This is a genomic window from Sinorhizobium sp. 6-70 (assembly GCF_030124375.1).
Classification (GTDB): Bacteria; Pseudomonadota; Alphaproteobacteria; order Rhizobiales; family Rhizobiaceae; genus Sinorhizobium.
Map to the genome: position 1 here is coordinate 23,645 of NZ_JASKLS010000009.1, position 12,392 is coordinate 36,036.

Below are 12,392 nucleotides of genomic sequence, written 5' to 3' on the forward strand. Positions count from 1 at the left end.
ACTGTGCCGCGCTTCGGTCCGGTAAACGCGCAAGGAGCCGCAGATGACCTCTTCACCCGCAATCCGCAAGGTGTTCCAGGGCGTCGCAAGCCGCCAGCAGATGTTCCGCATGTTCGATCGCCACGCGCAGCGACCCAACCGTTGGGAAGGAGACGCAACCCGGCTCCACGCCGGCGAGTGGTTCGAGATCGCCGAGGCCGAACACGACTACATGTTCGAAGTCCTTCCGCCGCTCTGGATCCGCGGCTCCATGTTCGCCATCCGCGAGTTGCTGATGGGATCGGTGGCCAGCGTGTTCTTCGCCCTCCGGATCGACGAGGCAACCCGATATTTTCACGGCTATTGCGACCTTTCAGATAAGGCATTCGTTGAGGCGATGCGCGGTGCGATTATCGAGCGCGAGAGCCGTCCGATGCGTGCCATGACGCGGAAGGAGCGCCTCGAGCATATCTGGAGCAGCACGGCGGACGACTATCGCGGCTATGCCGGTGAGTGCTGGCCGGAGGCCTCTCGCGGCAAACGCACCGTGATGCTCTATGGCGGGGAAAAGGGGACCCTTCTGAAGCTGTTGGAAGACCTGACCGACGACGAGATCGCCGCCAAGCTGCCGGTTCATCTACGCTACCTTCCCTCACCGATCGCGGCATGAGGAGGTGCTGTCATGCTCACGTTCCCATTCGCATCCGTGCGCAAGGTGATCGCGCGCGGCCGCCCCGATGCCGAAGCCAATGGCGGCTTTCGTAACCGCTATTACGGACTTCTGCCCGGCAAGGATGAGCAGCCGGGCCTCTGGCTGGTCGGAGATCATGGGGTTTACATTTTTCGAACAATAGGCTTGCCGACGGCGCGAAAGCCCTCATGGTCTTTGCCGAAGAGTGCAATCCGACCAGTAACGACGACTGGTTTGACGCCAAGCGTCGGACATTCGGCGGCAACGGTGGTATCGACTTTATCGATGCCGAGCGGCTGGAGGCGATGATCGCGACGAGCCCCAATGCCACGCACCTTCGCGTCGTTTTCTTGGTCGACACCATGCAGATTTCGGTAGTCGAGCGCGCCTAGCGTTTCGCCGGCCATAGCCGCACCGCCAGCCATAGATGGCTGCCCTTTCCACCCCTACGCGTCCGATCGGCTGTCCCTTGCGACAGGACGACGACGCTCGCCCCCTGACCAAGGAGCCTTTCGATGAGCAATGATCCCTTCACCCTTGATATGTTCGGCGGCTGCGCGCTGTCGTCGGGTCTTGGGTTCGGAGTTACCGCGTTTGGCGGTTTCGCCGCTAACGACGACGATCCCGACCCCACACCCCCCGCCCCTGCCCCGGCGCAGCCGCTCGCTGCGGCCAAGCATTCAACGCGGCGCAGGCAGGGCCATCGCGCCAATTTCTATCTCGACGATGGCGACCGTTGTCTCGCCGCGACCTGGAAGGAGCGCGCGCGAATGAATGTCGCCGCCATCCTGACGGCCAGCGAAATCGAAAAGCGGAATCGCCCCGCCACACCCGAGGAGCAGGCAAAGCTGATCCGCTTTGCCGGTTTCGGAGCATCCGAACTCGCGAACGGCATGTTCCGCCGTCCCGGCGAGACCGATTTCCGGGACGGCTGGGACGAGCTCGCCGGTTCGCTGGAAACGGGGGTCAGCGAGACCGATTATGCTTCGCTGGCGCGCTGCACCCAATATGCCCACTTCACGCCCGAATTCGTGATCCGGGCGATCTGGGCAGGCCTGCAGCGGCTCGGATGGCGCGGCGGCCGCGTGCTGGAACCGGGGATCGGGACGGGCCTGTTTCCGGCGCTGATGCCAAAGCGCTATCGCGACGTGAGCTACGTCACCGGCATTGAACTCGATCCAGTCACGGCGCGTATCGTCCGGCTGCTTCAGCCGAAAGCGCGCATCATCAACGCAGATCTCGCATGCACCGACCTTAACGCGATCTACGATCTGGTGATCGGCAATCCGCCCTTTTCCGATCGGACGGTTCGTTCCGACCGGCAGTACCGCTCGCTTGGTCTACGACTGCACGATTACTTCATCGCGCGGTCGATTGATGTTTTGAAACCTGGCGCACTGGCTGCCTTCGTCACCAGCGCCGGTACACTCGACAAGGCCGACAGCAGGTGCCGAGAGCATATTGCCACATCCGCCGACCTAATCGCCGCCATCCGTCTACCTGAAGGCAGTTTCCGGCGAGATGCGGGTACCGACGTTGTGGTCGACATCCTGTTCTTCCGCAAGCGCAAGGCTGGCGAACCGACACGCGATCTCGCCTGGCTCGATCTGGAGGAAGTCCGCGCTACGACCGAACGGAAAGGGCCGATCCGCGTGAACCGCTGGTTTGCACGCCATCCGGATTTCGTGCTCGGCACCCATGCGTTCACTGTCGGGCAGTTCGGTGAGAGCTACACGTGCCTGCCGTGCTGCGGCGAGGACCTCACTGTGGCTTTGAATGCCGCCATTCAATTGCTTCCCGTGGGTATCTATGACGGCGAGCCCGGCGAAATCGACGTCGATCTCGAAGGCGAGCTGTCCGAAATCGTCGACCTGGAACCTCAGAGCACGCGGGTGCGCGAAGGCAGCTTCTTCATCGACAACAGGCACGGTCTCATGCAGATCGTCGACGGGGCGCCTGTGGCGATCACGGTGCGCAAGGGCCGCGGCACCGACGGAATCCCGGAAAAACATGTTCGCATCATCAAGAAACTGATCCCAATCCGCAACGCCATGCGCGAGGTGCTGAAAGCGCAGGAGATGGACCGACCCTGGCGCGACCTGCAGGTGCGGCTGCGTATCGCCTGGTCGAGTTTCGTGCGCGACTTTGGAGCGATCAATCATACGACGGTGTCGATCAGCGAGACCGAGGAGACTGGCGAGATCCGCGAGATCCATCGTCGCCCAAACCTTGCACCCTTTCTTGACGATCCGGATTGCTGGCTGGTCGCCTCGATCGAGGACTACGATCTCGAAACCGATACGGCAAGGCCAGGCCCGATCTTCTCCGAGCGCGTAATCGCGCCCCCCGCGCCGCCTGTGATCACCAACGCCGCCGATGCGCTCGCCGTGGTGCTCAACGAGCGCGGCCGCGTCGATCTCGAGCATATCGCCGAACTCCTGCATCGCGACACCGATGCCGTTCGCGGCGAGCTTGGCGACACGATCTTTCGCGATCCAGCCGACGGCTCCTGGCAGACCTCGGACGCCTATCTCTCCGGCGCCGTGCGCACGAAACTCGCCACCGCGAAGACCGCGGCGGAGCTCGATCCCGCTTATGAGCGCAATGTCCGTGCACTTCGGGCCGTGCAGCCCGCCGATCTACGCCCGTCGGATATCACCGCACGGCTTGGCGCACCCTGGATACCGGCGACCGACATCGTCCAATTCGTGCACGAAACGATGGGTGCCGAGATCAGGATCCATCACATGCCGGAACTCGGCTCATGGACCGTCGCGGCGCGGCAACTCGGAAGGACGGCAGCCGGCACATCCGAATGGGGCACCGATCGCCGGCACGCCGGCGAGTTGCTGGCCGATGCGCTGAACAGCCGCGTGCCGCAGATCTTCGACGTGTTGAAGGATGCCGACGGCGAGCGGCGGGTTCTCAACGCCGTCGACACCGAAGCGGCGCGCGACAAGCTGCAGAAGATCAAGGTGGCCTTCCAGAACTGGGTCTGGACCGACCCTGATCGTACCGACCGGCTGGCGCGGGTCTATAACGATCGCTTCAACAATATAGCGCCCAGGCGTTTCGACGGCTCGCACCTCAAGCTGCCCGGCGCCTCCGGCGCCTTTGTTCTTTATGGGCATCAGAAACGCGGCATCTGGCGGATCATCTCGTCCGGCTCCACCTACCTCGCCCACGCCGTCGGCGCCGGCAAGACATTGACGATGACAGCGGCGATCATGGAGCAGCGCCGGCTCGGACTGATCGCCAAGGCAATGCTGGTCGTACCGGGCCATTGCCTTGCGCAGGCGGCCCGCGAATTTCTGGCGCTTTATCCGAACGCCCGAATTCTCGTCGCCGACGAGACGAATTTCTCCTTAGCCAAGCGCGCTCGTTTTCTGTCGCGTGCGGCGACGGCGACGTGGGACGCGATCATCATCACGCACTCCGCTTTTCAATTCATCGCCGTGCCTTCGAGTTTCGAGCAACAGATGATCCAGGATGAACTGGAACTCTACCAGGATCTTCTCACCAAGGTCGACAGTGACGATCGGGTCTCGCGCAAACGGCTCGAGCGGCTGAAGGAGGGCCTGAAGGAACGGCTTGAGGCCCTAGCGACCCGCAAGGACGATCTGCTGACCATCTCGGAGATCGGCATCGACCAGATTATCGTCGACGAGGCGCAGGAATTCCGCAAGCTTTCCTTCGCCACCAACATGTCGACCTTGAAAGGCATCGATCCGAACGGATCGCAGCGTGCCTGGGATCTTTACGTCAAGTCTCGCTTCATCGAGACGAAGAACCCCGGCCGTGCTTTGGTTCTCGCCTCCGGCACGCCGATCACGAATACGCTAGGCGAGATGTTTTCGGTTCAACGCCTGCTTGGCCACGCCGCACTGGCAGAACGCGGCCTGCACGAATTCGACGCCTGGGCGTCGACCTTCGGCGACACCGCGACTGAGCTCGAAATCCAGCCGTCCGGCAAATACAAGCCGGTCAGCCGTTTTGAGTCATTCGTCAACGTGCCAGAGCTGATCGCCATGTTCCGCAGTTTCGCGGACGTGGTGATGCCTGGGGATCTCCGAGAATACGTTAAAGTACCTGATATCTCGACAGGCCGGCGGCAGATCCTGACCGCCAAGCCGACGCAAGCCTTCAAGAACTACCAGACGATCCTCGACACCCGCATCAAGGCGATCGAGATGCGCGAGGGACCTGCGCATCCCGGCGACGATATCCTGCTCTCGGTCATCACCGACGGGCGCCATGCCGCCATCGACCTGCGCTTGGTCGATCCAGCCAATGACAATGAGCCGAACAACAAGCTCAACCTGCTGGTCCAGAACGCACATCGTATCTGGCAGGAGACCGCGCAAAGTACCTACCTCCGACCGGACGGCAAGCCGTTCGATCTGCCCGGTGCGGCGCAAATGATCTTTTCCGATCTCGGCACCATCAATGTGGAGAAGACCAGAGGTTTTTCGGCCTACCGCTGGATCCGCGACGAGCTCATCCGCATGGGCGTCCCGGCGTCCGAAATCGCCTTCATGCAGGACTACAAGAAGACCGAGGCGAAGCAGCGTCTGTTCGCCGACGTTCGCGCCGGCAAGATCCGCTTCCTAATCGGCTCGTCGGATACGATGGGAACTGGTGTCAATGCCCAACTCCGTCTCAAGGCGCTGCATCATCTCGACGTCCCCTGGCTGCCGTCGCAGATCGAACAGCGGGAGGGCCGCATCATCCGCCAAGGAAACCAGCATGACGAGGTCGATATCTTCGCATACGCCACCCAGGGTTCGCTCGACACCTCGATGTGGCAGAATAACGAACGCAAGGCCCGCTTCATTGCCGCGGCGCTTTCCGGTGATACTTCGATCCGCAGGCTCGAAGACCTCGGCGAAGGGGCCGCAAACCAGTTCGCCATGGCCAAGGCGATTGCGAGCGGCGACGAACGGCTGATGCAGAAGGCGGGACTCGAGGCCGACATCGCCCGCCTCGAACGGCTGCGTGCCGCCCATGACGACGACCAGTATGCGGTGCGTCGGCAGATCCGCGATGCCGAACGCGACATAGAGATTTCGATCCGGCGCATCGCCGAGATCGGCAGGGACATCGAGCGTCTCATTCGGACGGCTGGCGATGCCTTCGTCATGACGATCATGGGCAAGGCTTACGACGAGCGCAAGCTTGCCGGACGCGCGCTGATGAAGGAGATCCTGACTCTCGTTCAACTCCAGCAGGAGGGCGAGGTCGTCATCGCCGCGCTCGGCGGATTCGATCTCGTCTATTCCGGTGAGCGGTTCGGCAAGGGCGACGGATATCGCTACACGACTCTGCTTCAACGCACCGGTGCGGACTACGAGATCAATCTGGCGGTAACAGTGACGCCGCTCGGCGCCGTCTCCCGTCTCGAGCACGCGCTCGACAGTTTTGACGAGGAACAGGAACGGCATCGCCACCGATTGCAAGACGGCCACCGGCGTCTTGCCTCCTATCGCTCGCGCCTGGTCGGCGCTTTTGCCTTTGCGGAAGAACTCACCGCGAAGCGCAGGCGGCTTCGGGGCATCGACGAGGCACTGGCGGCCGCGGCACGCGAGGAAACGGCAGGCGCATCAGAAGTGGCTTAAGGCACCGCCAATTCCTGACATGGGTCCGCGACATGGCTTTAGAAGCAGCGCAGCATGCGCATAGCTGCATTGCACAATAAATGTTTACCGCCTGATCAAAAAACGTCCATACTGCACACAGCTGATGCACATGGCGGCTTCTCCTCCCGGTGCCGCCGCAACAGCTGTTCCCCTCTGGAGGTTTTATTGACCTTCACACCTCATGGGCCGCGGTTTCCGCTGGCCCATTTTTTTATTCCGGTCGCCCTCCCTCTTCCAGACGTAGCCTCAAGCGTCAGGACGCCAGAAGGCCAGCATTCGCTTCGTCTCGCCAGTGGTACGTCGGCGCTGCCACTTGGGATCGCGCGACAGATATTGAAACGGATCCCTGTCTTCCCGTTCGGCTTCTTCCAGATAAGCCCGCCAGCGATAATGGTTGTAGGTCTGCACCGCATTGATCGCGTAGTGCATCGCGATCTCCCTGTGACCGCGGATCACGATAAAGTTCTCGTCGTTGTTGCGGCTCGCAGACTTCGAAAAGTTGTGCGATCCCGTGACCACGATGGGATCGTCGCTGAACGGGTCGATCACCAGCATCTTGGAGTGCGTGATCGCATGGCCGATGCTGTTCCTGAACTCGTTCGCGGTTCCTTCGACCGCCCAACGGCCGACGGACATGTCCACGCCCGTTGCCTGGGCGGTATCGAGGAAGAATTGCTCGGGTACCTGCTTCAACAGCTTGAAGTCTTCGAGCCCGTTGCTCGTCAATTGCGTCGCCACCCCGCGAACATAGAGATGCTTCTCGCTCTGCATGCGAAGGAGAGTGCGCACAGGTTCGTTGCCCGGCTGGAACATGACGAAGAACACGCCCTGACGCGCGCCCTTCACGAGTTCGATCAGTTCCTTGATATCGATCTCTCTGCTGAGCTTGGAAAACCAGCTGTCGACCTTGGCTGCACCGAGAGCAATGTCGCGCTTCGGACTGTTGTTGGAGTTCAACAGCTCGTCTGTGAACCCGTTGCCGGCGCCTTTGAGGAGCTCGAACTGCGCCTCGAACCGCTGAGCGAGCTCAACATTCTCAATAAGGATGCCGTTGTTCAACTGCGTGCAGAGGCCAGTCGGCGTCCAGTTGAAACTGCCGGTCCATACCTTTGCGGCATGAAACAAGCCACCCTCCCGCTCGCCGATGACGACGAACTTGTTGTGCGCAAGGCCGTTCGGCGCCAGGAAGCGGTCGTGTATGACGCAGCCCGCACCGTTCAAACGCGCGCGAGCGTCGGCGTTTTCGTCGTCGCCATCCTGCTTGACGCTCCCGTTCGCAAGGACGATATGGGCGCGCTCGCCGATCGCGACGAGGCCATCGAGCAGTTCCTCATCGCTCAGTTCATAAAGCGCCGCGTGCAGTTCGAGCCGGGGCGTGCGCTCCACCTCGCTCATCATTGCAAGGACGGTTTCGCGGAGCGTCCCGCCAAGAAAATTCCGAACGCTCCGGTCCACTTCATCGCTGAGGATGACCGCTTTTTCCTTCAGCTCCTGAAGGGTAATTCCCTTCTCCTTCATGTAGCGCGCCATGAACTGGGAAAGGACAAAGCCTCGATTGAAATGGACGCTGACCCCGTCGCCGCAATCGGCCGTCAGCCGCAGTGTTGGCGACCAGTCGCTTGCCGGTCCGTCCGTCAACTTTCCATCAGTTCCGACGACCCGCGCGATGACGCGGTAAGATATAACGTCTCCGAGATCGGCGGCATGATCGGTCCAGTCGTAGCGCTGAAACGGCCATATGTCGGACGGGCGCGACCTGTAGCGTTCTCCATGCGGGTCGAGTTCGACATCGTCTTCAAATCCGACGCGATTGGACAGGAGTTTCGGCTCCCCATCGCCTCGCTTGCACTGGATTGCGAAGCCAAGGCACCCAGCGATGTCTTCCTGATGTGACCACACCAGGTGAACATCGTCGGCATTCGAAAATACCTTCAATGCGATTTCTGACATCACATCCCTCCCCTTGTTCGACCCTCAAGCCGGATCGCACGCACCATCGTCACATCATTGTATAGGCAAGGAATAGTTGTACGCGTGTGACAGTGCATTACTTCGAAGCGGATTTGAAGAAAGAAAATTCATCGAGGAGAGAAGAAGAAGCGGGGAAAAGTGAAACCCGTCGCAGAGCGTTCAGCCGGGTGCCGCTGAAGCTCAACCGCGCCGCTCGCAGTCCCGGCCACTCGTCCTTCGCAGGGCTGTCAGCCCCGCTCATCCATCGCGGCAGCGATGCTCCGCCGCAGTTGCATCCGGCAGCCCGCTCGGCGCTGCGGTTGGTGTCTTCGGAAAGAATGAAGACGCGAGAAGGACAGGCAGAGGGCCGTGTCCAATCCCCGAGAAGGAGCAACCCATGCAACTGATGAAGGTCGATCCGCGTGCGCTGACGGGCAATCCCGACAACACGCGCCAGTCGAAGTCGACGCCGCAGGCCGACGCCCTGCTTTTGGCGACGATCAAGGCCGTCGGCGTAATCCAGCCGCCGGTCATTTTCCCTGAAGCCGGCGGCAACGGTTATATCATCGAAGCCGGTCACCGGCGCACCCGTATGGCGATCGCCGCCGGTCTTGAGGAAATCGACGTGATCGTCGTGGAGGCGGCCAACGACCATGGCGCCATGCGCTCGATGATCGAGAACATCGCTCGCGAGCCGCTCAATCCCGTCGATCAATGGAGGGGCATCGAGCGGCTGGTCGCGCTCGGGTGGACCGAGGAGGCGATCGCCGTGGCGCTTGCCCTCCCCGTCCGCCAGATCCGAAAGCTTCGTCTGCTCGCAAACGTCCTGCCGGCCATGCTCGACCAGATGGCGAAGGGCGATATGCCGAACGAACAGCAGCTGAGGACGATCGCGGCCGCCTCGCCCGACGAGCAGAAAGAGGTTTGGAAAGCCCACAAGCCGAAGAAGGGCGACACGGCGGCTTGGTGGCAGATCGCCAACGGCCTCTCGAAAACCCGCATGTATGCACGCGATGCGAGTTTTGGCGACGATCTCCGCAAGGCCTACGGCATCGAGTGGGCGGAAGATCTCTTCGGCCCGGCCGACCAGGACAATCGTTACACCACCAATGTCGAAGCCTTTCTCGGCGCGCAGCAGGAATGGATGAGCAGCAACCTTCCGAAGAAGGGCGCGATCGTCGAGGTCAACAATTGGGGCCAGCCGGAACTGCCGAAGAAGGCAAGCCAAGTCTACGGCAAGCCGGCCGCGGGCGATTGCACCGCGATGTACCTCGATCGCGACGGCAAGGTGCAGAGCGTGCACTACCGGATGCCGGAGCCGGGGGAACCCGACGAGCGATCCGGTTCGGCCGGTCACGCTTCGACTGAAGCCGATAACGATACGATTGCCGCAGGGAAGACGCGACCCGACGTCACGCAGAAGGGCCAGGACATGATCGGTGATTTCCGCACCGATGCGCTGCACGAGGCGCTGGCCCGCGCGCCGATCGAGGACGACATGCTGATGGCGCTGCTGGTGATGGCCTTCGCGGGCACGAATGTTCGGGTCGATTCCGGCGCCAATGATACCGTGTTCGGGCCGAAACGATTCCAGCGTCATGTCGCGCGCCTGTATTCAGCAGACGGCAGGCTGTCGTTCGACATGGATAATGTGCGCGTCTCGGCCCGCGCTGTCCTCATCGATGTGCTCTCATGCCGGCGTGGCATGTCGAACAGCGGCGTGGTCTCGCGCATTGCCGGTGAGGCGATCGGTGCGGACGGCTACCTGCCGAACATGGGAACAGAAGACTTCCTGCTGTGCCTGTCGCGTCAGGCGCTGGAGGATGCCGCGAAGGCGGCCAATCTCATGCCCCGGCCGCGGGTTCGAGAAACCCGGGCGGCGCTGGTCGACCACTTCGCGGCCGATGCTACCTTCGTTCTTCCCGCCGCACTGTTTGCGCCGGACCCGAAGGATGTCGCCGATCTCGTGAAGCACGCCGATGAGCTCGAGGAGGAAGATGCATCCGCCGATGATGCCGCCCGCGATAGCAGCGAAGGTGCGCAGCCCGAGAGCACCGACGCCGGCAGCATCGATACGCCTGATCTGGGAAACGACGATCCTGACGCCGGTTCGGCGACTGATAATGCCTCCGACGAGGAAGAAACCGCCTACGGGATTGCGGCGGAATAACCGCACCCTCTTCTCCACTTTATCTCCGCCGCCGGTCGCCTCGGTGGCGGTTTTGTTTTCACCACCCCGCAAAATTTGAAGGAGGATGCGCGATGTCCGCGTCTCTGATCTATGATCTCGCCCCGATCGGATCCATTATTGCCTGGTTGGATGGCACCCCGCGACCGGCAGAGCGGTTCAAGAAGAAGCTCGCCGCCTGGAAGACCCGCAACAGCAAGGGCCGGTTGATCCGCAAGGAAGGCAATACCGGCCTGTCGCCGTCCTTCACGCTTCACGAGGGCGATTTCGGCGCAGATGGCATCATAGCCATCCGCATCCACCGGACGTTTTCGCTCGAAAGCGAGCTGACGTTCAAGGTGATCGAACGTCCCGCCCTCGGATCGTTCCGCGTCTTCGATCGCGCCGGCGCCAACGCTGAACTCGTCCACCTGGCAGCTAATCGGCAGGCGGCCGAGGAATGGCTCACCCGGCATGGTTATCCCAATGCCGTTATCGAGGAGGTGACCGCCGACGAGATTGCCGCCGGTCACGTCGAGGGGAGGACTGCGGCATGAACACGCCCCGTTTACAATCCTCTCAGCTCTCCACCCCTGACGCTTCTGGGTTGGAGTTCGGCCGAAGCGCCGACGGCATGGCTGTCGCGCGTGTCGGCGATCTCGTCTTCGCCATGGTTCCGGCCCGTGATGGCCGATATTTCCTCGCTAGCGCCTGGCGCGTGTCACGCTCCCTTGCCGGGCTGAAACGCGATGATTTCTATGCCCATCATGGCTCTATCGATGGCGAAGCGGCTTTCCGGGACCGCATGACCGAACAGGCTGAACACCGGCGGGAACTTGGCACACTTGGGCGCCAGACGGTCCGATTGAACTGCAGCACGCCGTGGGGCTCTTCGCAGGGCGCCACCGTCTACGCCGACGGGATTGTCTCCCACACGACGGCGGGTCATGGCGGCTTCAAGCTTTCCGCCGCGCGCAATGCCAAGGTGCATCCAATGCTCAGGGCAGACAGCGGTTGGTACGAGGAAGATGCCGCATGGGCAATCGTTGCCCTGACCTTTCGGCATCTGTTCACGACCTACGAGCGGAAGTGCGCCGACAACACGATCCGTGACAGCTGGCCGGAAGCCTGGGAAATGATCTCCGATAGGTCACTCGCACCCGGCGAATCTTACGAGAAGGATCGCCGAGTGTTCGCACAGGAGCATGCCGGGGACTGGATCGTCACCGCTGCGCTGCGTTCGGACCATCGCCCTGGCATGACCGAGGTGATCGCCACGATCGGCGGCAACCGCAGCGAGCGAGCGGAAGCGCGCCGCTTTCTGGTGCCGAGTGACGATTATGCGGTTGGCCGGTTCGGCTTCGTCATCGATGAGGCGAAGCATGCCTCCTATGACGGTCCTTCCAGCTTCGCCTGTTGGCGTGGGAGGGCGGCGTGATGTCCAATTCCGAAGGCCGCCAGCTCACCCGCATGGATGCGGCGTTTCGAAAGCTAACCAGTTCCGGCGCGTCTGGGAGGCCTGGGGCCATGAGCTCCATCGGAGACTTAGCGGACAGTCGGTATCGGCGCATCGAAGGCCTAGTGAACCGCATCCTGGCGGCAGTTCCATCACGTCGAAGGCGAAGACTACCTCAACGCCGGTGTGACGGAACTCAGGCGATTTATAGCTCAGCGAAGCACAGCCGGATGCCAGGCTAAAGGCGCGCAGCCCGTCGTGCTCGCGAAACACTGCCGTCTCAGACGGCCGAACAGGAAGCGACGCTTCAGGTGCATGCCGTCAGGTATGGGCGCGCTGGAAACCGCAGCAACGCCTGAATCGGCGGGCCGCCCCACGATGACGGCCTTTTAGGGGTCTGCAACTCGCACGGTCCTATCTGGCTACAATCCTGGCGGTTGCCCAAGCCAGCCAAGCCAGGCGCGGAGCGTGAGCGGGCCGGAATGCGGAGACAGGCGGCAATGCCTGTTGTCC

General features: G+C 61.9%; 6 protein-coding genes and 1 pseudogene. 6 read left to right on the forward strand and 1 reads right to left on the reverse strand.

Annotated features, from left to right (window positions below; genetic code table 11):
- Positions 1-43: 43 nt before the first annotated feature.
- From QN222_RS17985 to QN222_RS17995, 3 genes and pseudogenes are all read left to right on the forward strand, one after another.
- A complete protein-coding gene (locus tag QN222_RS17985; protein ID WP_283965550.1) occupies positions 44-649 on the forward strand; it encodes a DUF1419 domain-containing protein in 606 nt (201 codons plus the stop codon).
- Positions 650-661: 12 nt separating this feature from the next.
- Positions 662-1,062, forward strand: a pseudogene (locus QN222_RS17990) (DUF3085 domain-containing protein).
- A 123-nt stretch (positions 1,063-1,185) separates the two neighbouring features.
- Positions 1,186-6,285, forward strand: a complete 5,100-nt coding sequence (locus QN222_RS17995) for a helicase-related protein (protein WP_284005518.1) — start codon at positions 1,186-1,188, stop codon at positions 6,283-6,285.
- A 267-nt stretch (positions 6,286-6,552) separates the two neighbouring features.
- Here QN222_RS17995 and QN222_RS18000 read toward each other — a convergent pair whose 3' ends face one another.
- Entirely contained in the window at positions 6,553-8,256 is a 1,704-nt protein-coding gene (locus QN222_RS18000) for a phospholipase D-like domain-containing protein (protein WP_283965301.1), read from the reverse strand.
- Between the two features lie 397 nt (positions 8,257-8,653).
- On the opposite strand from QN222_RS18000, the gene QN222_RS18005 reads away from it, so the two are divergent.
- The 3 genes from QN222_RS18005 (at position 8,654) to QN222_RS18015 (ending at position 11,861) form a co-directional block, all read left to right on the forward strand.
- Positions 8,654-10,426, forward strand: coding sequence for a ParB/RepB/Spo0J family partition protein (locus tag QN222_RS18005; RefSeq protein WP_284005519.1), 1,773 nt, complete (start codon positions 8,654-8,656; stop codon positions 10,424-10,426).
- A gap of 92 nt (positions 10,427-10,518) precedes the next feature.
- On the forward strand, positions 10,519-10,980 hold the full coding sequence (locus QN222_RS18010) for a hypothetical protein (protein WP_283965303.1): 462 nt from the start codon (positions 10,519-10,521) through the stop codon (positions 10,978-10,980).
- The gene (locus QN222_RS18015; RefSeq protein ID WP_283965304.1) at positions 10,977-11,861 is read left to right on the forward strand and encodes a hypothetical protein; all 885 of its coding nucleotides are present in this window, start codon (positions 10,977-10,979) and stop codon (positions 11,859-11,861) included. The genes QN222_RS18010 and QN222_RS18015 overlap by 4 nt, the downstream gene beginning before the upstream one ends.
- The last annotated feature ends 531 nt before the right edge of the window (positions 11,862-12,392 follow it).

Excerpts from the sequence above, each read along its gene's own strand:
- QN222_RS17985 (WP_283965550.1), top strand. The coding sequence starts at position 44 with ATGACCTCTTCACCCGCAATCCGCAAGGTGTTCCAGGGCGTCGCAAGC.
- QN222_RS17995 (WP_284005518.1), top strand. The coding sequence starts at position 1,186 with ATGAGCAATGATCCCTTCACCCTTGATATGTTCGGCGGCTGCGCGCTG.
- QN222_RS18000 (WP_283965301.1), bottom strand. The coding sequence starts at position 8,256 with ATGTCAGAAATCGCATTGAAGGTATTTTCGAATGCCGACGATGTTCAC.
- QN222_RS18005 (WP_284005519.1), top strand. The coding sequence starts at position 8,654 with ATGCAACTGATGAAGGTCGATCCGCGTGCGCTGACGGGCAATCCCGAC.
- QN222_RS18010 (WP_283965303.1), top strand. The coding sequence starts at position 10,519 with ATGTCCGCGTCTCTGATCTATGATCTCGCCCCGATCGGATCCATTATT.
- QN222_RS18015 (WP_283965304.1), top strand. The coding sequence starts at position 10,977 with ATGAACACGCCCCGTTTACAATCCTCTCAGCTCTCCACCCCTGACGCT.